At 68.9% G+C, this 20,349-nt stretch carries 21 protein-coding genes, 2 tRNA genes and 1 pseudogene; 17 read left to right on the top strand and 7 right to left on the bottom strand.

From position 1 onward, the window contains the following. Positions 1 to 88: 88 nt before the first annotated feature. From ACWEFB_RS26315 to ACWEFB_RS26305, 3 genes are all read right to left on the bottom strand, one after another. The gene (locus ACWEFB_RS26315; protein WP_452289542.1) at positions 89 to 1,324 is read right to left on the bottom strand and encodes an acyltransferase family protein; all 1,236 of its coding nucleotides are present in this window, start codon (positions 1,322 to 1,324) and stop codon (positions 89 to 91) included. 174 nt (positions 1,325 to 1,498) lie between these two features. Continuing rightward, a complete protein-coding gene (locus ACWEFB_RS26310; protein ID WP_452289540.1) occupies positions 1,499 to 2,905 on the bottom strand; it encodes a glycosyl hydrolase family 18 protein in 1,407 nt (468 codons plus the stop codon). A 449-nt stretch (positions 2,906 to 3,354) separates the two neighbouring features. Further along, positions 3,355 to 3,549, bottom strand: a complete 195-nt coding sequence (locus ACWEFB_RS26305; protein WP_452289538.1) for a CsbD family protein — start codon at positions 3,547 to 3,549, stop codon at positions 3,355 to 3,357. Between the two features lie 188 nt (positions 3,550 to 3,737). On the opposite strand from ACWEFB_RS26305, the gene ACWEFB_RS26300 reads away from it, so the two are divergent. Beyond that, positions 3,738 to 4,511, top strand: coding sequence for an MBL fold metallo-hydrolase (locus ACWEFB_RS26300; RefSeq protein WP_452289536.1), 774 nt, complete (start codon positions 3,738 to 3,740; stop codon positions 4,509 to 4,511). Between the two features lie 125 nt (positions 4,512 to 4,636). Continuing rightward, positions 4,637 to 4,894 (top strand): annotated as a pseudogene (locus ACWEFB_RS26295) (DedA family protein); the annotation flags it as partial. Here the strand turns inward: ACWEFB_RS26295 and ACWEFB_RS26290 are convergent. Continuing rightward, a complete protein-coding gene (locus tag ACWEFB_RS26290) occupies positions 4,877 to 7,390 on the bottom strand; it encodes an alkaline phosphatase family protein (RefSeq protein WP_452289534.1) in 2,514 nt (837 codons plus the stop codon). The pseudogene ACWEFB_RS26295 and the gene ACWEFB_RS26290 sit on opposite strands and share 18 nt — an antisense overlap. Positions 7,391 to 7,667: 277 nt before the next feature. Here ACWEFB_RS26290 and ACWEFB_RS26285 point away from each other — a divergent pair, with 277 nt between their 5' ends. From ACWEFB_RS26285 to ACWEFB_RS26260, 6 genes are all read left to right on the top strand, one after another. Next, positions 7,668 to 8,480 carry an MEDS domain-containing protein gene (locus ACWEFB_RS26285; protein WP_326556202.1) on the top strand — a complete coding sequence of 271 codons (813 nt, stop codon included), beginning with the start codon at positions 7,668 to 7,670 and terminating at the stop codon, positions 8,478 to 8,480. Then, positions 8,477 to 8,917, top strand: a complete 441-nt coding sequence (locus ACWEFB_RS26280) for an ATP-binding protein (protein WP_452289532.1) — start codon at positions 8,477 to 8,479, stop codon at positions 8,915 to 8,917. The genes ACWEFB_RS26285 and ACWEFB_RS26280 overlap by 4 nt, the downstream gene beginning before the upstream one ends. A gap of 23 nt (positions 8,918 to 8,940) precedes the next feature. Then, the gene (locus ACWEFB_RS26275; RefSeq protein ID WP_452289530.1) at positions 8,941 to 9,108 is read left to right on the top strand and encodes a hypothetical protein; all 168 of its coding nucleotides are present in this window, start codon (positions 8,941 to 8,943) and stop codon (positions 9,106 to 9,108) included. A gap of 76 nt (positions 9,109 to 9,184) precedes the next feature. After that, the gene (locus ACWEFB_RS26270; RefSeq protein ID WP_452289528.1) at positions 9,185 to 9,505 is read left to right on the top strand and encodes an ArsR/SmtB family transcription factor; all 321 of its coding nucleotides are present in this window, start codon (positions 9,185 to 9,187) and stop codon (positions 9,503 to 9,505) included. Next, complete coding sequence (locus ACWEFB_RS26265; protein WP_452289526.1) at positions 9,502 to 10,035, top strand: SRPBCC domain-containing protein; 534 nt, start codon at positions 9,502 to 9,504, stop codon at positions 10,033 to 10,035. The genes ACWEFB_RS26270 and ACWEFB_RS26265 overlap by 4 nt, the downstream gene beginning before the upstream one ends. Positions 10,036 to 10,112: 77 nt before the next feature. Next, positions 10,113 to 10,307: a hypothetical protein gene (locus tag ACWEFB_RS26260; protein WP_452289524.1), complete on the top strand. Its 195-nt coding sequence runs from the start codon at positions 10,113 to 10,115 to the stop codon at positions 10,305 to 10,307. 17 nt (positions 10,308 to 10,324) lie between these two features. Here the strand turns inward: ACWEFB_RS26260 and ACWEFB_RS26255 are convergent, their stop codons facing one another. Beyond that, entirely contained in the window at positions 10,325 to 11,002 is a 678-nt protein-coding gene (locus tag ACWEFB_RS26255) for a hypothetical protein (RefSeq protein ID WP_452289522.1), read from the bottom strand. Between the two features lie 329 nt (positions 11,003 to 11,331). Between ACWEFB_RS26255 and ACWEFB_RS26250 the strand changes: the two genes are divergently transcribed. The 3 genes from ACWEFB_RS26250 to ACWEFB_RS26240 all read left to right on the top strand — a co-directional run bounded on the left by ACWEFB_RS26250 (position 11,332) and on the right by ACWEFB_RS26240 (position 13,709). Next, complete coding sequence (locus ACWEFB_RS26250; RefSeq protein WP_452289520.1) at positions 11,332 to 11,460, top strand: hypothetical protein; 129 nt, start codon at positions 11,332 to 11,334, stop codon at positions 11,458 to 11,460. A gap of 50 nt (positions 11,461 to 11,510) precedes the next feature. Beyond that, positions 11,511 to 12,233 carry a transporter substrate-binding domain-containing protein gene (locus tag ACWEFB_RS26245; RefSeq protein ID WP_452289518.1) on the top strand — a complete coding sequence of 241 codons (723 nt, stop codon included), beginning with the start codon at positions 11,511 to 11,513 and terminating at the stop codon, positions 12,231 to 12,233. A 216-nt stretch (positions 12,234 to 12,449) separates the two neighbouring features. Further along, entirely contained in the window at positions 12,450 to 13,709 is a 1,260-nt protein-coding gene (locus ACWEFB_RS26240) for an acyltransferase family protein (RefSeq protein WP_452289516.1), read from the top strand. A gap of 100 nt (positions 13,710 to 13,809) precedes the next feature. Here the strand turns inward: ACWEFB_RS26240 and ACWEFB_RS26235 are convergent. Further along, positions 13,810 to 13,883 (bottom strand) — tRNA-Gly (locus ACWEFB_RS26235). Between the two features lie 226 nt (positions 13,884 to 14,109). Between ACWEFB_RS26235 and ACWEFB_RS26230 the strand changes: the two genes are divergently transcribed. From ACWEFB_RS26230 to ACWEFB_RS26205, 6 genes are all read left to right on the top strand, one after another. After that, positions 14,110 to 14,183 (top strand) — tRNA-Pro (locus ACWEFB_RS26230). Between the two features lie 115 nt (positions 14,184 to 14,298). Beyond that, positions 14,299 to 15,651 (top strand): trigger factor, encoded by a 1,353-nt coding sequence (tig, locus tag ACWEFB_RS26225; protein ID WP_452289514.1) that lies wholly within the window; start codon positions 14,299 to 14,301, stop codon positions 15,649 to 15,651. Positions 15,652 to 15,823: 172 nt separating this feature from the next. Next, positions 15,824 to 16,465: an ATP-dependent Clp protease proteolytic subunit gene (locus tag ACWEFB_RS26220; protein ID WP_326556213.1), complete on the top strand. Its 642-nt coding sequence runs from the start codon at positions 15,824 to 15,826 to the stop codon at positions 16,463 to 16,465. Positions 16,466 to 16,476: 11 nt separating this feature from the next. Continuing rightward, positions 16,477 to 17,139, top strand: coding sequence for an ATP-dependent Clp protease proteolytic subunit (locus tag ACWEFB_RS26215; protein ID WP_121156500.1), 663 nt, complete (start codon positions 16,477 to 16,479; stop codon positions 17,137 to 17,139). 208 nt (positions 17,140 to 17,347) lie between these two features. Beyond that, positions 17,348 to 18,640 carry an ATP-dependent Clp protease ATP-binding subunit ClpX gene (gene clpX / locus ACWEFB_RS26210; RefSeq protein ID WP_326556214.1) on the top strand — a complete coding sequence of 431 codons (1,293 nt, stop codon included), beginning with the start codon at positions 17,348 to 17,350 and terminating at the stop codon, positions 18,638 to 18,640. 45 nt (positions 18,641 to 18,685) lie between these two features. After that, entirely contained in the window at positions 18,686 to 19,483 is a 798-nt protein-coding gene (locus ACWEFB_RS26205; RefSeq protein WP_452289511.1) for a carbon-nitrogen hydrolase family protein, read from the top strand. A 102-nt stretch (positions 19,484 to 19,585) separates the two neighbouring features. Here the strand turns inward: ACWEFB_RS26205 and ACWEFB_RS26200 are convergent, their stop codons facing one another. Then, positions 19,586 to 19,810 carry a hypothetical protein gene (locus ACWEFB_RS26200; protein WP_326556216.1) on the bottom strand — a complete coding sequence of 75 codons (225 nt, stop codon included), beginning with the start codon at positions 19,808 to 19,810 and terminating at the stop codon, positions 19,586 to 19,588. Between the last annotated feature and the right edge of the window lie 539 nt (positions 19,811 to 20,349).

Genomic DNA, 20,349 nt, shown 5'->3' with positions numbered 1-20,349 from the left:
CCGGAGCCAGGGAAAATCCCACGGCTCCGGCCCGTTGTGCGTCTTGACCGGGCCGCCGGAACAGACCTTCCGGCACACCGCCTCGGTTCTAGTCGGCGCGCTCCGGTAGCTGGTCCGCCCCGTCGAACGAGCCGGTGAAGGTCGAGGGACCGGCCCCCCGGCCGGCGACCACCGGCTCGTCGGTGCGGCGTTCCGGCTCCACGCCGTCCGCCCGGCGGATGTCGGCGAAGGCCCGGCGCAGCGACGTCCGCAGGGCGCGGCCCACCGGCTGTTCGACCAGGCGGTGGATGACGTACCCGACGGCGAGGACGGTCGCGACGGTCAACACCAGCAGGACCGCGTCCGGGAGGCGTCCGTGCAGTTTCCGGAGAATCGCGTACGCGAGGAAGAAGTGGACCAGATAGACCGGGTACGTGAGCGCGCCGATCGTCGTCGACCCGCGCCACCGCAGCCAGGAGAACCACCCGAGGGCAATGGCCGTCATGACGGCGAAGAACACGGTCAGCAGCACGAGTGCGACGTTGAACCGCATCGGCACCTGGTGTTCGGCGAACACGATCCGCAGCGAGTTCGTGCTGAATATCCACGACGCCACGAGCATGCCCCACAGGAGCGGATTGGGGCCGAACCGGTGCATCAGGTAGAGCACGATGCCGGCGACGAAGAAGTAGGTGTAGGTCGGTTCGAGAACGGTGGAGAGAATCCCGATGTTCTTGACCTGTACGAGGAGCGAGGCGGTCGTCCAGAGGAGGCAGAAGGCGACCACGCGTCGGTAGGTCAGGCCGAGCCGTACCACGATCGCGAAGAGCAGGTAGAACTTCAGTTCCACGAGCAGCGTCCAGTACACGGTGTCGATGTTCGGGACGCCGAGCAGGCCCTGCACCATGGTGAGGTTCGCGAGTACGGCGACCGGCGACGGCCGTTCCGCGGCGGGCCACCAGAGCGTCAGCAGTGCCGTCGTGAGCAGCACCGCCAGGACGTACGCGGGCATGAGCCGGGTGACCCGGGAGATGAAGAACTCACTGGCGGACCGACCCCAGGAACTCATGCAGATGACGAACCCGCTGATGATGAAGAACAGGTGTACGCCCATCCAGCCGTACCGGAAGCCCTGGGCGATCAGGCGACCGAAGTAGGCGTCGGCGTCGACGCCGTAAACGAACTCCACGATCGGGATCAGGTGGTAGCCGAGGACCATTATGGCGGCGGAGAAGCGCAACAGGTCCAGCACGTACAGTCGCTGGTTCGCTGGTTTGCCCGTTTTTGTCGCGGTGGCCGCTGGTACGGCTATTCCTCGGGTGGCGTCCTCGATGGTCGCTGTCACTGGTCGCCGCCCTCCGCTTACTACCTGGCCCGCTTCGAAGCAGCACACTAGAGGCGCCGCCGGCTCCGCCACAACCCGACTTGACCACCGGGCGAACCGGGAAGCAGCGGAGCCCCGGTCGACCTGTTCGGGGTCGACCGGGGCTCCGCCGAGCGGGGCCTTCCTTCAGTCAGGTCAGGGGAGCTGCCAGATCTGGTTGCTCGTGTTGTAGCAGTCCCAGATCTGGAGCCGGGTGCCGTCGGCGGAGTTCTTGTCCGTGACGTCGAGGCACTTGTTGGACGCTGGGTTGATCAGCGTGCCGTTGCTCTGACTCCGCCAGATCTGGGCGCCGCTGCCGTTGCAGTCCCAGATCTGGATCTTGGCGCCGTTGGTGGTCGAGGCACTGGTGACATCCATGCACTTGCCCAGGCCCCGGATGGTGCCGTCGGTGCTGACCGTCCACCGCTGGGCGTTGCTGCCGTTGCAGGCGTAGAGCTGGACGGCGGCGCCGTTGGCGGTGCTGGCCGCCGCGATGTCGATGCACTTGCCGGCCAACCCGGTGATCTGGCCGGTACGGCCGGTCGGCGGCGGCGTGGTGCCACCCATCACCGTGTCGTAGATCGCGCTGACCAGCGAGGTCGAGGTGTTCGTGTCCTGGGACAGCTCCCAGTTCATCATGCCGCCGGCGTTGGCCAGGGCCCACTGGGTCTTGCGCTTCACCGTCGGGATGCCGTTGTAACACTGCTGGGCACCGTTGGCGGTGGTGCAGTCCCGGTTGGCGTTCGCCGGGTCCAGCGCGACGAGCTGGGTGTAGGTGAGGTAACCGGGGCGGCTGTAGAACGGCACCCCGAGGACCGTCTTGCTCGCCGGCAGGCCGCGGTTCTTCCAGCCCTGGGCGTTGCTGATCGACCAGTCGTAGTTGGCGTGCGGCTCACCGCCGTCGTACAACATGATGTTGAGGAAGTCGACGTAGCCGAAGACGGCCGGCTGGATGCCGTTGGCGGTGCCGCCACCCGAGACGACGGCGGCCGTGAGCAGCTTGCCGCGGCTGTGCATCGCGGTGCTGAGCTGAGACATGAGCAGGGTGTAGTTGTTGGCCGAGGTGCCCGGGTCGGGGTACTCCCAGTCGATGTCGACGCCGTCGAGGCCGTACTGGTTGACGAAGTTGACCATGTTGTTGACAAACGTCGTACGGGTGCCGGAGTTGGCCGCCAGCGCCTCGAAGGCGGAGTCGTTGCCGTCGTTCCAGCCGCCGACCGCGATCAGCACCTTGACGTTGTTGGCGTGCCCGAGCGAGACCAACTGCTGGAGCTTGCCGGGCTGGTCGACCGCCTGGAGGCTGCCGTTGGAGTTGGGCAGTACGAACGAGTAGTTGATGTGGGTCAACTTGTTGTACTGGATGTTCGCCACGTTGCCGGCCCACGAGGGCATGTAGCCGACGCTCTTGAAGCCGTTGGGCAGGACCGCGGCGGCGGCCGGGGAGGCCGGCGCCAGGGCGGTCACCGAGCCGGCGAGCGCGGTCACGAGAGCGAGCGCTCCGGTGAGGAGCCGGGACTTGCGAGTCCGCCCGGTTGGGCTGGAAGCGGGGGATGTGTCGGACATGTTTGACCTTTCGCGGCGTACACGCCATCGGCCCCACGCCAGGCGGGGCGGTGTCTTCGAGCGCTCGGCCGACCAGGGCCCGGGGCCGGATCGAGGCGGGGGTTTGGGGGTACTGCGTGGTGCTTCGCCTCAGGTGGCTGAAAGCTTAGGAAACTTAACTATTAAAAGTCAATGGATGTGAATTCGTCGAACCCGACGGCGGCGGGTGCGTGCGGGGCGGAGCGTGCGCTACGCGGAGTCGCTACGGAGTGGACTCGACGCGGTGAGCGATGGCGAACACGGCCCTCGGGCCGACGACGATCACCCGCGACCCGGGCGCGGGTGCGGGTGCGATCGGGACCTGGCACGGGCCGACCCCCGAGGCGTACCCGGTGCGGCCGACGGACACGAAAAAACCGGGTGGGGTGCTCCGAATCGGAGCACCCCACCCGGCAGATCAGATCTGGACGTCAGGGACGCAGCGCGTCCTTGGTGTCGTGGGCGGCGTCCTTGACGTGGTCGCCGGCCTGCTTCATCTGCGCCTCGGTGCGCTGTGCGGCGCCCTCGGCCTGCAGACGCTCGTTGTCGGCGGCGTCGCCGACCTTCTCCTTGACGGTGCCGGTGACTTCCTCGGCCTTGTGCTTGATCTTGTCGCCAACGCTCACGGTGTCCTCCAAGTTTCGCTTCGAACAGTTTCGGTCTCCGCTGCCGGCATTAGTGCCCAGGACCGTCGGCGACGAAACACCCCCGCAACAGCGAGTGCCCGAGGACACCGCGGCACGAGCGACCCGAGGACACCGGTACGCGAGCGCCCCGAAAGCCCGGTTCCGGGCCGAGCCCGTACGGTGGCGGGGTGACATCCACGGTCAAGGTCACCTGGTGGGGGCACAGCACGGCCTGGATCGAGGACTCCGGGGTCCGGCTGCTGACCGACCCCGTCCTGCGTGACCGGGTCGCCCACCTGCGGCGGATGCGGGGGCCGACCCCGAAACTGCCCGGCGACCCGGACGCCGTACTCGTGTCGCACCTGCACGCCGACCACCTCGACGTCGCGTCGCTGCGCCGGCTGCCGGACCGGGTCGCGCTGATCGTGCCCGCCGGATCGCGCCCGTTCCTGCGGCGACGGATGGGTACGGCCGCCGCCTCCCGCGCGGTGGAGCTGGCGCCCGGCGAGGAGTTCCGGGTCGACGCGATCACCGTCCGGGCCGTCCCGGCGGCGCACGACGGCGGCCGTGGCCCCTGGTCACGGCACCGGGCAATGGCCATCGGCTACACCGTCCACGGCGAGGCCAACACCTGGTTCGCGGGCGACACCGGACTCTTCGACGGCATGGCCGACCTCGGGCCGCTCGACCTGGCCCTGGTCCCGGTCGGCGGCTGGGGGCCGACGCTGGGGCTCGGTCACCTCGACCCGGTACGGGCGGCCGAGGCCGTACGACTGGCCGCCCCCCGGTACGCGGTACCGGTGCACTTCGGCACATTTTGGCCCGCCGGGCTGGTCTTCCGTCGGGGCATGTTCCACGAGCCCGGCCGACGGTTCGTCGAACACGTCGCCACCGCCGCACCGGGCACCCGCGTCACCGAACTGCAACCCGGGGAGACGCTGACGGTGGACCCGGCACCGTGAACAACGCCATCGGGGTGCTGACCTCCCTCTTCGCGCTGGTGGCCTTCGGCGCCGTGCTTCCCGTCGTACCGACCGGTGCCGCGGTCAGCGCGGCGGCGGCGCTCGCCTTCCACCAGCACTCGCTGATGGTCGTCCTGGTGGTGCTCGCCGGTGCCGCGGGCGCGTACCTCGGCGACGCCGTCACCTACGTCGCCTGCCGGTACGGCGGGGAGAAGCTGGCCCGCCGGCTGCGGTGGCTGCGCAACGGGCAGCGGCTCGACGGCCTCGCCGCGCGGCTGCGCGAGCGTGAGGTGTCGGTGCTGCTGATCTCCCGGCTGGTCCCCGGCGGGCGGATCCCGGTGCTGCTCACCATCGCCCTGGCCGGTCTAGGCTGGCGGCGCTTCGCGCTGGCCAACGCCCCGGCCTGCGGGCTCTGGTCGGTGGTCTACGCCGCCTTCGGTGTGCTCGGCGGTTCGATCTTCCCCGAGCCCTGGCAGGGAGTCCTGGTCGCGGTGGTCATCGTGCTGGTGGTCACCCAGGTCGTCGCACTCGTCCGGCGCCGCTCCGGCGATTGACCGGCCGACGGCCGACACCTGCGCCGGTACGACGGCCAGGTCCGGAACCACCGCCAGCTCCGTGGTCACCAGGTGGTCCGGTACGACCTTGTCCTCCGGAACGGCCTCCTCGCGCAACCCGAGCTGGTGCAGCCAGGTCACCAGTTGCCGGTGTACGGCCACCGGCCCGTCCAACGGCTCCTCGGCGACCGGCCACTCGGCCGGGTGGAGCAGGAACGCATCGGTCTGCCAACCGCCGAGCCCGCCGTGGCTGCCGACCAGCTCCTCGAACGCGGCCACCTCCTCGGTGCCCGAGTCGACCGCGCTGATCAGCACCAGATCGCCGACGTGCTCGACCTCCTGGTGCCGCAACAGGTCGGCGCGTGCCCTCGGCCCGTACGCGGACAGCGGGTCCTCACCGCTGACCCGCCCGTCGCACAGGTGGTGCTCGCCCCGGTTGCCGATCGCCACCGGACCGGTCCCGTCGTCGACCACCACCAGCCCGATGCCGGGGTGCGCGGCGAGACCGTCCACCAGCCCCGGATAGGCGGCGTCGATCTCCGTACGGGTGGGTTTGCCGGGGTGCCGGGTGAAGTAGATCATTGCGAGGTTGCCGGAGGCGACCACCAGCACGTCCGTACTGGAGATCTCGTGCGCCTCGCCGGCGCCGGCCAGCCCGATCGGCGACTTGCGTTCACCGGCCGGGCCCAGGGTCACCTCCCGGTCGACGGTGCGGGACCGGACGGCGGCACGGGTCGCGGCAGCCCCGGCACCCGGCCGACCGCTGATCTCGGTGAGCAGGGTGTTCACCGGTCCCCACGGCTCGACCGGCCCGGTCGCCGCGGACGCGGTACGGTCCGCCCGAGCCGACCCGTTCACCTCGCTCCGGCCGGTCTTCGCCGCGCCGGCTGCGGCCGGGGTGTCGGCCTGCGCCCGACCCGAGCCGTTCACGATCCGGTCCACGGTCTGGGCCAGCGACTCGCCGTAACGCTGGCGGAAGGTCTCGCCCTGGCTCTGGCCGTGGTCGGAGAGGACCACCAGGTGATAGGTGCGGTCGGCCTCGGCGGAGAGCCGCTCCAGCACGCCGAGGACCTGGTCGAGCCGGCCGAGGGCGTCCAGCGACTCCGGCCGGGCGGGACCAGCGTGGTGGGCGACCTCGTCGTAGTCGACGAAGTCGCAGAAGATCACCGGGGCGCCCAGCGCCATCTGCTCGGCGATCAGCGAGACGTTCATGTCGCGCAGCATCCCGGCGAGCGGGCGCAGCACCAGGAACGCCCCGGACCGGCTGACCCGGGGACGGATGTCGCGCAGCCGCTGCCCACGGGCCTGGTGCAGCTCCTTCAGGATCCGGCCCAGGCCCAGCACGATCGCGCGGGCGAACCCGTACGGGCTGATCATGAATTCGGCGTACCCACGGGACGACCGGCCGGGCAGGGTGGCCCGGCTGACCGTGAACAGGGTGGCCGGGGCGTCGCCGGAGAAGACGTTGCTGATGCTGACGCCGCCGTACCGGAGCAGCCCCGCACCGTCGGTGATCTGGCGCTCGACCTCGGCCGCGTCCCGTGGCCGGTTGGCCACCATCAGCCGGCCGGTCCCCTTGTCGTACCAGCGGAACGCCGGCACCGACCGGTCGTCGCCGTGCAGGATCCCGGCCTGCGCGCCGGGTGTGGTCGCCGGCAGCCCGGTGTGCCAGGTGCCCAACCGGTGGCTGCGCACCCGCAGCCACCGGCCGATGTTCGGCAGGTTCCCGGCGTGGATCGCCCAGCGCAGCAGCGGGGCCGACACCCCGTCGAGCTGTACGACGAGCAGCCCCTCGCCGCGCGCCGCCGTACCCCGTTTCTGGGCCGCCCGGCTGACCTTGTGCATCAGCCGCAACGCCTCGCTGACGAAGGCGTCGTCGGTGCCCGAATCGGTCAGCCAGCTCACGATCGCGGCCAGCGCGACCGCGAACCAGGACGCCGCGAAGGCGGCCGGCAGACCGGACAGGTCCGCGTCCGGGGCGAGCCGCAGCGCCACGTACAGGATGATCGTCTGAAGGCTGGCGCCGACGATCATCGCGCCCAGCCCGCCGAGCACGGTCGCCAGCGCCAGGAGCAGCGGTCGCAGCAGGGCCCCGACGATCGCGACCAGGACGACCACCCAGAGGATCGCGGTCAGCCCGTTCACGTCGATGCCCGGCATCAGCCAGAGCGTGCCGGCGAGCACGATGAACGAGGTGACCGCGCTGCGCAGCAGGCCGGTCACCCGGGCCAGGGTCGGGCGCCAGGACCGCAGCTCCCGCAGCACGAGTCGCACCCGACCGGGCCGGGGCGGGCTCGACGGGCGGGCGGGGGTGGGGGCGGTCACCGCCCCACCTTGGCACAGTGGCGCAGCCCGGAGTCCGGTGGCGAGGTACGGGCCCGGCTCGATGTGACCAGTGCAACAGTCGCCCGCTCGCGGCGCCGCCGCGACGGTGACGCCACCCCACCCCGACCGACCGGGAATTCCGCGCGGCGGGCGGCCCTGAGGTGACGGGTACGCCGCCGGGCCTTACGGTGACTCCAGCTTCATCACGGTACGAAGGCGGGGCTGAATGGCCGAGGCTGTCCGGGTAGACGAGCTCAGGCTCGGGGATCACGGGTGTTTGACCTTTTCCGACCCACAGGAGCGGCTCGATCTGCTGGCCGCGTTCGTCCGTGACGGCCTGCGCCAGGGGCAGAAGGTCCTGTGCTGGACCGACTCGGTCGACCCGGAGCAGTTGGGCCGCCAGTTGGTGGCCCGGTCGGTGCGTACCGGCGGGGCGGTCCGGCGCGGGCAACTGCGTTTCGCCCCGGTCGAGGCGACGTTGCTGGACGGCCGGCAGGCGGACGCGCAGCAGATGGTCGACCTGCTCGCCGAACAGCTCGACCTCGCCGGACGGGAGGGATATCCGGGACTGCGGGTCACGGCCGACATGTGCTGGGCCACCCGACCGCTCACCGCCCCCGAGGAACTGCTCACCTTCGAACAGGAGGTCGGCGCGTTGTTCGCCGACGGCCGGCTGTGCATGATCTGCCAGTACGACCGGGAGCGGTTCGACGCCGTCACCCTCGCCTTCGCCGCCAAGGCCCATCCGCGTACGGTCGCCGCGCTGGCGTACCACGACGACGCGCTGCTGCGTATCTGCCGCCAGTACAGCCCGCCGGGGATCCGGATCGCCGGCGAGTTGGACTACCAGCACCTGGACGAGCTCAACCGGGCGCTCACCGAGACGGTACGGCTCGACCGGCACCCGTACGTGAACCTGACCGGGCTGGACTACATCGACGCCGCCTGCGCGTCGGCGATCGCCCACGCCGCGCTGAAGCTGCCCGGCACCCGGCGGATGACCGTCACCTGCCGTGGTCTCGTACACAAGATGATGGACCTGGTCGGGTCGGACGGCACCGGCCGACTCAGGGTGACAGCGGTCCGATGAGCGGCCCCGACCCGCGTACGGCCGCCTCGGAGCTGGGGGAAGTCCCCGCGCCGGAGGAGGTCACGCTCGACCACTCCTTCGACGGCGACGGCCTGTACGGCATGCGGGCCACCATCGCCGCGCACGCCGAGCGCCTCGGTGTGGACGACGAGCAGTTGCAACAGTTGCTCATCATCGCCGGTGAACTGGCGAGCAACGCGGTTCGTCACGGCGGAGGTAGCGGACGGCTGCGCCTCTGGCGGGCGGACGGCCGCATCCACTGCCAGGTTCGGGATGCGGGGCCGGGCATCGACGAGGCGGCCACCGGGACCACGCAGCCCGCGGCCACCCAGATCGGTGGCCGGGGCCTCTGGATCGTACGGAGCCTGAGCGCCGCCATTTCGATCACCAACAACGATCCCGGCACCACCGTCACGGCGGTCATCGGCCCCGGCTGACACGGGGTCCTACCGTGCGGGGCATGGCAATCACGTCGGCGAATGGGTCGCTGCCCCAACTGATCTTCGGCCTGGTCCTCTGGCTCGGCGGGCTGTTCCTCCTGTACTGGGTGATCCGGCTCGCCGTACGCCACGCGATCGAGGACGCGGACCGTCGGCGGGCCGCCGAGCGCCGCCGGCGCGGCGTCTGACGGTCGACATTCCGTACCTCCGTCCGGGGTCGTTTCGGGGTTGACATGTGACCTTTGGGTCACATAACTTGGAGTCATGACGGACGACGATCGGGTCTTCAAGGCGCTGGCCGACCCGACCCGTCGCTTCCTGCTCGACCTGCTCTTCGCACGCGAGGGCCGGACCCTCACCGAGCTCGAATCCGAGCTGGAGATGACCCGGTTCGGCGTGATGAAGCATCTGAAGGTGCTGGAAGAGGCGGGTCTCGTCATCGCACGCCGGTCGGGCCGGGAGAAGTTGCACTTCCTCAACCCGGTACCGATCCGGCTGATCCACGACCGGTGGATCGACAAATACACGGAGCGTCACGTGACGGCGCTCGTCGACCTGAAAAACCAGTTGGAGGAACAACCATGAGCACGAGCACCGACACCGTGACCGACCAGACCACCCAGGTCTACCGCGTCTACATCAAGGCGACGCCGCAGAAGATCTGGGACGCCATCACCGAGCCCGAGTGGAACGCGCGCTACGGCTACGGCGCCCCCGGCGTGTTCGACCTGCGGCCCGGTGGTGCGTACACCTCCACGGCCAGCGACGAGATGCGCAAGTACGCGGCCGAGCACGGCCTGCCGATGCAGGACGTCATCGTCGACGGTGAGGTGCTCGAGGTCGACCCGCCGCGCAAGCTCGTCCAGACCTGGCGACTGCTCATGGACGAGAGCACCGCCAAGGAGCCGTTCACCAAGCTCACGTACGAGATCTCCGAACTGCCGGCGCAGCCGGGCGTCTGCCGGCTCACCGTCACCCACGACGTGGCCGGCGCCCCCGCCACCGGTGCCATGACCGGCGGCGCCCTCGAGGAGTCGGGTGCGGGCGGCGGTTGGGCCTGGGTGCTCAGCGATCTCAAGACCCTCGTCGAGACCGGCTCCGCCTTCTCTTCCTGACCGACGCCCGAGCGTGGGGACCCGTGGCGCGACACCGTCACGGGTCCCCACGCTCGTTGTCGATCTACTCTGTGGGGATGACGCTGGTGGGAGTGGCACTCGGAATCGCCGCGGTCCTGATCGTGGCCTCGATCGCGTACGTCGGCCGGCGTGATCGCGGTCGGCTGTCCTCGGCCGACGACAGCGCCGCGCACCGACGGGCGACCACGGAGGCGGGACGCTACGCCGCCGAAGCCCAGGTCAGGAACCCGGACACCGGCGCGGGCTGGTAGAGGTAGCCACCCTCCGCTCACCGGTTGAGGAATGCATCGACGCCGAACATGTAGCCGGCGAAGAGGGCGAGGAAGATGACGATGCCGTACCGCATTGGCCAGCTCTCTCCACACGTCGGGTACCTGCTCGCCGTCGCCGCGTCGAGACCCATCGCGGTGCCGGCCCTGGCCGAGATCCGGGTCTGCGTACCCGGGCTCGTCGCTGCCTCGCGCAGCCAGCCCAGTGCGAGTTCGTCACGCAACGGGATGCCGATACGGACCCGGCTCGCATCCCTGACGATGAGGTAGTGGCCCACGAAGTTCAGCCGGCCGGCGTAGTCCCGCACGCCCATGTCGCGGAACCGGATCGTCATGATCTGGTCGAGGTCGATCGTCCGCCAGCCCGTGAGGGTCTTCGCCGTCAACAGGTGAGCGTCCCGACCCGCCCCGCGCCGGGCGGGCCACTCGCCTTGGCAGGAGTACGCGGGAAAAATGACTATGACCAGTCCGCCGAAAAAGGCAAAGCTGATCGATATTCCGCTCGGTTCCCGGTTCCGTACCAGTTCGAAGATGCTCGGCCCGTAGCTGACGGCGGCGAGCGCGGCCACGGCGAGGCTGTTCCTGACCAACGATCGTCGTCTCGTCCGGAGCGGCGGCAGCACCTTCTCGGCCACCCGGTGCTCCATCTCCTGCCAGGGTTTTGTCCGCTTCGCCAACCGGTCGCCTCCGCTCCTGCCCGCCCCGACCCCGCCGAGGTGGCGATGACACTGTCGCTGACCAGCGTTCCTCGATCTCATCCGGCCGCCCGTGCCGGTTGGGACCTAACCCACCGGGGACGGTGCCGGAGTGGTCGAGACCTTTACCGTGTTCAAATAAGCGGCGATCGGTACGAGGCAGTGGCGGCCCTATGGGAGGCCCACCTGGCGGCAGACTTCCCGGCCCGACTGAGGGGCGTGGGACTGCTGGGCCAGGACATGGTGATGCTCGACGCCGACACCGCCGGCTGTGTTAGCTCCTGGTTGGGCGCAGACGGCAGCTTGGACGGATGGCGCCGGATGCGCTCGTACAGTGCCTGACCGCCCTCGACGGAGTCCTGCCGCTCCTGGCGTACCCCGACGAGACCGCGTATTACGGCAGACTGCGCGACGTGGCGGTGGCGGTACTCGGCCGCTGACCGAAATCTGCCGGGTCGCACCCTCCGCGAGGTGCTCTACGCTCGGTCGCATGGGGAACGTGACCGCTGCTGTCAGGGAGGACCTGGCGTCGACGGGCGTACTGCGGGCCTCGATCAATTTGGGCAATCCGGTGCTGGCCCAGGGCACACCGGCGGCGCCGACGGGCGTCACGGTCGACATCGCCCGTGAGGTCGGCGCGCGGTTGGGCGTACCGGTGGAACTCGTCTGTTTCGACGCGGCGCGGAAGTCCTACGAGGCGATGGCGTCGGGCTGCGCCGACATCTGCTTCCTGGCCGTCGAGCCCGCACGCGAGGCCGAGGTGGCGTTCACCGCGCCGTACGTCGTGATCGAGGGTGTGTTCGTCGTGCCCCGGGACTCGGCGATCGTCACCCCCGCCGACGTCGACCGCCCGGGCGTACGGATCGGTGTGAAGAGCGGATCCGCCTACGACCTGTACCTCACCCGCACCCTGGAGCACGCCACCGTCGTACGCGGGGACGAAGGGGTTGCCGAGTTCCGCGCGCAGGGACTGGAGGTCGCGGCCGGCATCAGGCAACCGATGGCCGAGTTTGTCGCGACGCATCCGGAGGTACGGCTGATCGGGGAGCGGTTCATGCAGATCCGGCAGGCGGTGGGGACGACCAGGACCCGGCGGCCCGCGAGTCTCCAGTTCCTCCGTGACCTCGTAGAGGAGCTGAAGGCCGACGGATTTGTCGCCGAGGCCCTCGGACGCTCGAACCAACCCGACGCGACGGTCGCCCCACCCGGCTAGAAAAGGACCGGCGCGGTAACTGGTGACAACCGGGACCACTCAGTACCCACAAGGTACGAATCCTGGGCTCAACCAGGCAATCAGCAGAAATCGATCATGGGGCGGGTGCGCCCGTGGACGTGTTCCGAAGCTGTGCGAGGCTGTCACGCCCTCGTTCCTCCGCTAGGACGGTCCTCCTTGCTTTCCACGCTCCAACGCACCGTTCGACGAGCAACGATGTCCGTGCCGTTGGCCGAGTCATACACCGGACGCGCGAACAGCTTCGGCTTCCTCCGGCTCGCGTTCGCGTTCGCGGTGGTGCTGACCCACACGGCCGCGCTCGGCTACGGACGGCTCCTCCTGCCGGGAATCGACGCAGGGAGCCTGACAGCCGGCTTCTTCGTGGTTTCCGGATTCCTCATCACCCGCAGCGCCCGGCGGATCTCCGTACCCCGCTTCTTCTGGCACCGCGCCCTTCGACTCTGGCCCGGCCTCTGGGTCGGCCTCCTGTTCATCGGCCTGGTCGTCGCGCCCCTGCTGTACCACCAGCGGCACGGCACGCTCGACGGGTTGTGGCGCAGTCCGGGCGGCGTGCTCGACTACCTGCGCCTGAACTGGTGGGGCGGCCTCCGGCAGGCGGGCATCGCCGACCTGTTGGTGGGCGACACACCGTTCTGGCGGTGGCGGGGCGGCAACGCGCTGAACGGCGCCCTCTGGACCCTCGCGTACGAGATCTTCTTCTACCTCGTGGTGGCCGTCCTGGCCGCTCTCACCATCCTGCGCCGGCAACTCCGCTGGCTGCCGCTGATCGTGCTCGTCGTCCTGTTCTGCGTGCTCTGCTGGAACTACTACCAGCAGGTGACCGGTGGTCAGGGGGCGATCTGGACCACGGGTGACATCGGTCCGCTGCCGCTGTTCGGTGCGCTCCAGCGAAGCTACATCCTGTGGTTCGGGTTCATGTTCCTCAGCGGCTGGGTCGCCGAGCTGTACAGCGAGCGGTTGCCGATCAGCGACCTCCTCGGCGTGCTCGCCCTCGCGGTCATCGGCTGGTTCGCCTACCACGGGATGGTCTTCGGCCCCGGTCTGCTCGCGTACGCGTACGTCATGATCTGGCTCGCGGTGCGCCTGCCGAAGGCCCTGCACCGGGTCGGGCGGGTCAACGACTACTCGTACGGGGTGTACATCTACTCGGCCGTGGTGCAGCAGGTGATGGCCAAGGCCGGGGTGCAGGCGATCGGCTTCGTCGGCTTCTTCCTGGTCAGCGCCCTGGTGAGTACCGGGTTCGCGATGCTCTCCTGGCACCTGGTGCAGAAGCCGGCGCTGCGGCTCAAGGACTGGACGCCGACGATGCTGCGGGAGCGACCCGACAACCCGGGCCCACCGAAAGCGGATCGCCCGATCGCCGACGTACGGGATGAAAGCGCCACCACGCCCGCGGCCTCCCTTGGCACACCGGCAATCGACCGGGACCCGGCCGCCGCACCAGCGGCTGTCTGAGGCCCACACCCACCGGTACTCGCCCGGCGCCGGCGGGGGCCACATCAGCCGGAAAGTAGCTGGGCCCGGATCGGGAAGCTCCCCGATCCGGGCCCAGCACTGGAGCGGGCGACGAGAATCGAACTCGCGTAGTCAGTTTGGAAGACTGAAGCTCTACCATTGAGCTACGCCCGCATACGCCCCGGTGACCCGTGACGTCCCGCCAGCTTACTGGAGGCGCCCCGACCGCTGCCAGGCGGTATCCGCCCGACTGCGGCAGGCAGGCGATTTCGCGTACAGATGGATCTTGAAAAGGCCTGGTCACGGCGGTGGGTACGGGGCGGTCGGAGCGCGGCCGGGCGTGGCGGGCGGATACCAGGCGGCGCGGGTGGGCGCCGACGGCATACACTGCTGGTCGCCACGGGGTGTGGCGCAGCTTGGTAGCGCACTCGCTTTGGGAGCGAGGGGCCGTGGGTTCAAATCCCGCCACCCCGACTGTGATCCACCACCGCGGTGTCGGGCGCCGCAGGGTCTTCCAGACAGCTCGCCTACACTCGATGGGCTGAATCACGCCCATGACAAAGACCGAGATCCGTCAAGGAGTACGCCTGTGAAGAGCACCGTCGAGACTTTGAGCCCGACGCGCGTGCGGCTCGCCATCGAGGTGCCGTTCGTCGAGCTCGAGCCGAGCCTCAGGAAGGCGTACCGGGAGATCGCCCAGCAGGTCACCGTCCCGGGCTTCCGCAAGGGCAAGGTTCCATCCAACGTGATCGACCAGCGGGTCGGTCGGGGCACCGTGCTGAACGAGGCCGTGCAGGAAGCCATCCCGGAGAACATCCTGGCTGCCGTCCGTGAGCACGACGTGAAGACGCTGGGCCGACCCGACGTCGAGATCACCGAGTTCAACGACGGCGACGCGCTGAAGTTCACCGCCGAGGTCGACGTACGCCCCGAGATCGCGCTGCCCGACTTCACCACCGTCGAGGTGACCGTCGACGAGCTGAAGATCGACGACAGCGAGGTCGACGAGCAGGTCAAGGGCCTGCGGGAGCGCTTCGCCACCCTGAAGACGGTCGAGCGGGCCGCCCAGGACGGCGACTACACCCAGATCGACCTGGCGGCGACGGTCAACGGCGAGGAGGTCCCCGGCGGCTCGGCGACCAACATCTCGCACGAGGTCGGCAGCAAGCAGCTCCTTCCGGGGCTGGACGAGGTCCTGGTCGGCCTCTCGGCCGGCGACTCGACCACCTTCGTGACCCAGTTGGTCGGCGGTGACTTCGCCGGTCAGGACGCGGATGTCGCGGTGACCGTCCGGACCGTCAAGGAGAAGGAGCTGCCCGAGCTGGACGACGACTTCGCCCAGCTCGCCAGCGAGTTCGACACCCTGGAGCAGCTCCGCGACGACCTGCGGGACCGGATCACCCGGAACAAGCAGGTCGAGCAGATCTACGCGGCCCGGGACAAGGCGCTCAAGCAGCTCGTCGACGCCGCGGAGGTGCCGGCGCCCGAGGGTGTCGTCCGCGACGAGGTGGACAACCGCAAGCAGGCCATGGTCGACCAGCTCGAGCGGATCGGCGCCTCCCTGGAGGAGTACCTCGCCGCCGAGGAGAAGACCGAGGAGCAGATCGACACCGAGCTGACCGAGGCGGCCACCGAGGGGGTCCGGGTGCAGCTGTTGCTGGACACCCTGGCCGACGCCGAGGACGTCCAGGTGTCCGACGACGAATTCGGACACGAGATCGTGCACCGGGCACAGCGGGCGGGGATGGCCCCCCAGCAGTACTACGACCAGCTCGTCCGCTCCGGCACGGCCGGTGCGGTCTTCGGTGACGTACGGCGCGGCAAGGCGCTCGCCTCGGTGATGGATCGGATCAAGATCACCGACTCGGCGGGCAACGCGGTCAGCCTCGACGCGCTGCGCGCGGTGGCCGACGAGGAACACAACCACGCGCACGAGCACTGATCGACGGGCGTTCTCCGGCCGCCGCGCGGGTCTCCCGCACGGCGGCCGGAACCCTTCCGGGGTACGTCTCCGGGTAGCTGCGCTGAGAGCGAACAGTGCCCGGAGGAGGAAGCTCGGACCCCTCGCAGCGGTTAGTGTCGGCGTAAGACGGTACGGAGAGCGAAGGGCTGCCATGACCGAAATGAACATCCCAGCGATGCCCCTGCGGGCGATCGAAGCCCGCGGTGGGGACTCGATTGGCAACCTCGACGACTCGGTCTACAACCGGCTGCTCAAGGAACGCATCATCTTCCTGGGCAGTGAGGTGACCGACCAGGTCGCCAACCGCATCTGCGCGCAGCTCCTGCTGCTCGCCGCGGAGGATCCCGACCGCGACATCAACCTCTGGATCAACTCGCCGGGTGGCTCGGTCTACTCCGGCATGGCGATCTACGACACGATGCAGTTCATCGACAACGACGTTTCGACCGTCGCGATGGGCATGGCCGCTTCCATGGGCCAGCTGCTCCTCTGCGCCGGCACCAAGGGCAAGCGGTACGCGCTCCCACACGCGCGGATCATGATGCACCAGCCGTCCGGTGGGATGGGCGGCACGGCGTCGGACATCGCGATCCAGGCCGAGCAGATGCTGTACACGAAGCGGATGTTCCAGGAGCGGGTCGCGTTCCACACCGGCCAGGACCAGGCGGCCATCGAGGCCGACTCCGACCGGGACCGTTGGTTCACCGCGGCGGAAGCCAAGGACTACGGCTTCATCGACAAGGTGATCACCGGAGCCACGCAGGTTCCGGAAGGCGCCGGGACCCTGAGCTGAGGAGCTTGACGATGACTGACCTGACGCTGCCGCCGCAGTTCGCACCAGTGCACAACCGATACGTGCTGCCGTCGTTCGTCGAGCGCACGTCGTACGGGGTCAAGGAGTCGAACCCGTACAACAAGCTGTTCGAGGACCGGATCATCTTCCTCGGGGTCCAGGTGGACGACGCGTCGGCGAACGACGTGATGGCCCAGCTGCTGACGCTGGAGGGCACCGACCCGGACCGCGACATCATCATGTACATCAACTCGCCCGGCGGTTCGTTCACCGCCATGACGGCGATCTACGACACCATGCAGTACGTCCGCCCGGACATCCAGACGGTCTGCCTCGGGCAGGCCGCCAGCGCGGCAGCGGTGCTCCTCGCCGCCGGCACGCCGGGCAAGCGGATGGCGCTGCCGCACTCCCGCATCATCATCCACCAGCCGGCCACCGAGGGCGGCTACGGGCAGGGCTCGGACATCGAGATCCAGGCCCGGGAGATCCTGCGGATGCGTACCCAGCTGGAGGAGATGCTCTCGCGGCACTCGAACCAGCCGGTCGACAAGGTCCGCAAGGACATCGACCGTGACAAGATCATGACTGCCGAGGAGTCCCGCGAGTACGGCCTGGTCGACACCATTTTGACCAGCCGCAAGAAGGGCCTGCTCGCGGCGAACGCCGCCAGCTGACGAGTGTTGTCCGGGGGTGGCCGGGGTGCTTTGGCCCCCCGCCTCCGGACACACCCGGTTTTGGGGGTCGGAGAATGCTCCGGCAGCGAGTAACGTCGGGTCTGCACCGCTTCGCCGGTCAGCCCGGCGAGCGATCTAGACCAACGAGGCGTACCGTCCTCAGGCCAGGGCCGGGTTGATCCGGCCGATGAGCGCAGGGAGAACGTAGGTGGCACGGATCGGCGACGGCGGCGACCTACTTAAGTGCTCCTTCTGTGGCAAGTCACAGAAGCAGGTCAAGAAGCTCATCGCAGGCCCAGGGGTCTACATCTGTGACGAGTGCATCGACCTCTGCAACGAGATCATCGAGGAGGAACTGGCCGAGTCCGGCGAGGTGAAGTGGGAAGAGCTTCCCAAGCCGATGGAGATCCGCCAGTTCCTCGACAACTACGTGGTGGGCCAGGAGCAGGCCAAGAAGGCGCTCTCGGTCGCGGTCTACAACCACTACAAGCGGATCCAGGCAGAGGCGGCCGGAGCCCCCGGTGCCGGCAACGACGCGGTGGAACTCGCCAAGTCGAACATCATGCTGATCGGCCCCACCGGATGCGGCAAGACGCACCTGGCGCAGACCCTGGCCCGGATGCTCAACGTCCCGTTCGCCATCGCCGACGCCACCGCACTGACCGAGGCCGGCTACGTCGGCGAGGACGTCGAGAACATCCTGTTGAAGCTGATCCAGGCGGCTGACTACGACGTCAAGCGCGCCGAGACCGGCATCATCTACATCGACGAGGTCGACAAGATCGCTCGCAAGTCGGAGAACCCGTCGATCACGAGGGACGTCTCCGGCGAGGGCGTGCAGCAGGCTCTCCTCAAGATCCTCGAGGGTACGGTCGCGAACGTACCGCCGCAGGGGGGCAGGAAGCACCCGCACCAGGAGTTCATCCAGATCGACACCACCAACGTGCTGTTCATCTGCGGTGGCGCCTTCGCCGGTCTCGACCAGATCATCGAATCCAGGACCGGGCAGGGCGGGACCGGCTTCGGCGCCCACCTCCGCGCGGTCTCGGAACGGTCGACCGACGACATCTTCGGCAAGGTGATGCCCGAGGACATGCTGAAGTTCGGCCTGATCCCCGAGTTCATCGGCCGGCTCCCGGTGATCACCAACGTCCGGAGCCTGGACCGTGAGGCCCTCGTACGGATCCTGACCGAGCCACGCAACGCCCTGGTCCGGCAGTTCCAGCGCCTGTTCGAGCTGGACGGGGTGGAGCTGGAGTTCGAGCCGCCCGCGTTGGCCGCGATCGCCGACCAGGCGATGCTGCGCGGTACGGGTGCCCGTGGCCTGCGCGCCATCCTGGAGGAGGTCCTCCTCTCCGTGATGTACGAGGTCCCGAGCAACCCCGACGCCGCCAGGGTCCTGATCACCCGTGAGGTGGTCCTGGAGAACGTCAACCCGACCATCGTGCCGCGGGAGTTCACCGGCCGGCGGCGGCGTGACCGCGAGGAGAAGTCGGCCTGAGCGCAGGCCTGGTCTGAGGTGGGCGGCGGCCCGTACGCTCGTTGCATGCGTGTCGCCGTCTGCCAGCTCAACGCCCGCGCTGACCGGCAAGCCAATCTCGCCGCCGCGTCCGACCTCCTCGACCGGGCCGCAGCGGCCGGAGCCGATCTGGCGATCCTGCCGGAGTACGTCGACTATCTCGGTCCTGCCCTGGGGCAACCCAAGCCCGAGCCCGTCGACGGCGAGTTCGCCGAGTTCTTTGCCGCCGCCGCGCGCCGGCTCGGCATCTTCGTCCACGCCGGGTCGTTCCACGAGGTCGGCCCCGACCCGCAGCACACCTACAACACGTCGCTGGTCTTCGACCGCGCCGGCGAGCTGATCGCGACCTACCGCAAAATCCACCTGTACGACGTGGAGATCCCCGGTCGCGTCTCCTACCTCGAGTCCAGGGGAGTGGCTCCGGGCCCGGAACCGGTGACCGTCACCATCGACGGCGTACGCGTCGGTCTCTCGATCTGTTACGACCTGCGCTTCCCCGAGCTGTACCGGCAGCTTGCCGTGGCTGGAGGGGCCCAGTTGCTGGTGGTGCCCGCCGCGTTCATGACCCACACCGGTCGGGACCACTGGGAGGTGCTACTGCGCGCCCGGGCGATCGAGAACCAGTGTTTCGTGGCGGCCGCCGGCCAGATCGGTGACCACGACCCGGGGCGGAACTGTTTCGGCCGGAGCATGGTGATCGACCCCTGGGGGACGGTCCTCGCCCAGGCCCCGGACACCATCGGCGTGGTCTGTGCCGATCTCGATCTCGACCGGCTGCACACCATCCGGGCAGAGCTGCCCAGCCTGGCCAACCGTCGGCTCTGACCCCGCCTGCCCGAGCTCGCGGTGCCGAGTGTCCCCGTAACCCCGCGCGAAGCGATTGGACTCGCTCTCCGACGTGACGACGAGGCGGAACCGTCCGGTGGGTCAGTGTCCTTCGAGGAACACTCCGATCAGCGCAAGCCCGACGATGGCCGCGGCCGTGACGAGCAGACCGGTGGTCATCCGGGTGGGGCCGCGCCGAGCCAGCCGGCGCACCGACATGACGAGAGCCAGCAGTACGAGCCCACCGATGACCAGCTGCCAGATCGGCAGCAACAGCCCGGCGATGGCGTCCGCGGCAAGTCGGTGTTCCTCCGGTACGGCAACCATGGCTGCCACTCTGGCACGGCTGAGGCGTCAACGTGGTGATGGACGTTGATTTGCGTTCCGGAGAGTCCCTCGCGTAACTTTCTCTCTGCAAGCGGAACACCGGACAAAACGGCCGGAACCGCAAGCGCCCAGGCTCGTGGCGCGAGAGTGCCGAGCGAGGCTGGATCGGGTGGTGCGACTCACCGGCTGAGCCGGGTTGAGATCGCGAGGCCAACCGGGTAGAGTACTTGAGGCCGGCAGGAGCCGGGCGGATGTGTCGCTGAGCGACTATCGGCCGGTCTGCAGGCTTCCCTCGGACAGTAGCGACCACCGGTGACGGTGGGCGCGAGCGCGAGGAAACCCGGATGAAGCGAAGAAAGTCCAAGATACGGGCTTGACAGCGCCAAACCGGGCGGGTAAGTTAGGTGAGTTGCCCCGAGGGCGGTCCTCGAAGTCGAGGACAGTGGTTCGGTGTGTGTTTGTTCTTTGAGAACTCAACAGGGTGCTTGATAAGCCAGTGCCAATTATGATTTAACCCCGGCCGGCTTGCTCACGTTTCT

It is taken from the genome of Micromonospora sp. NPDC004704 (genome assembly GCF_053601675.1).
The sequence above is the reverse complement of the archived record's forward strand: the minus strand, read 5'-3'. Positions and strand labels throughout refer to the sequence as shown.

What these genes read in the sequence shown, in the direction of transcription:
- ACWEFB_RS26200 (WP_326556216.1), bottom strand. Translation starts at nt 19,810, where the DNA reads ATGGTTGCCGTACCGGAGGAACACCGACTTGCCGCGGACGCCATCGCC.
- ACWEFB_RS26280 (WP_452289532.1), top strand. Translation starts at nt 8,477, where the DNA reads ATGAGCGGCCCCGACCCGCGTACGGCCGCCTCGGAGCTGGGGGAAGTC.
- ACWEFB_RS26240 (WP_452289516.1), top strand. Translation starts at nt 12,450, where the DNA reads ATGTCCGTGCCGTTGGCCGAGTCATACACCGGACGCGCGAACAGCTTC.
- ACWEFB_RS26205 (WP_452289511.1), top strand. Translation starts at nt 18,686, where the DNA reads ATGCGTGTCGCCGTCTGCCAGCTCAACGCCCGCGCTGACCGGCAAGCC.
- ACWEFB_RS26270 (WP_452289528.1), top strand. Translation starts at nt 9,185, where the DNA reads ATGACGGACGACGATCGGGTCTTCAAGGCGCTGGCCGACCCGACCCGT.
- ACWEFB_RS26275 (WP_452289530.1), top strand. Translation starts at nt 8,941, where the DNA reads ATGGCAATCACGTCGGCGAATGGGTCGCTGCCCCAACTGATCTTCGGC.
- ACWEFB_RS26215 (WP_121156500.1), top strand. Translation starts at nt 16,477, where the DNA reads ATGACTGACCTGACGCTGCCGCCGCAGTTCGCACCAGTGCACAACCGA.
- ACWEFB_RS26245 (WP_452289518.1), top strand. Translation starts at nt 11,511, where the DNA reads ATGGGGAACGTGACCGCTGCTGTCAGGGAGGACCTGGCGTCGACGGGC.
- ACWEFB_RS26250 (WP_452289520.1), top strand. Translation starts at nt 11,332, where the DNA reads ATGGCGCCGGATGCGCTCGTACAGTGCCTGACCGCCCTCGACGGAGTC.
- ACWEFB_RS26310 (WP_452289540.1), bottom strand. Translation starts at nt 2,905, where the DNA reads ATGTCCGACACATCCCCCGCTTCCAGCCCAACCGGGCGGACTCGCAAG.
- ACWEFB_RS26265 (WP_452289526.1), top strand. Translation starts at nt 9,502, where the DNA reads ATGAGCACGAGCACCGACACCGTGACCGACCAGACCACCCAGGTCTAC.
- ACWEFB_RS26260 (WP_452289524.1), top strand. Translation starts at nt 10,113, where the DNA reads ATGACGCTGGTGGGAGTGGCACTCGGAATCGCCGCGGTCCTGATCGTG.
- ACWEFB_RS26220 (WP_326556213.1), top strand. Translation starts at nt 15,824, where the DNA reads ATGACCGAAATGAACATCCCAGCGATGCCCCTGCGGGCGATCGAAGCC.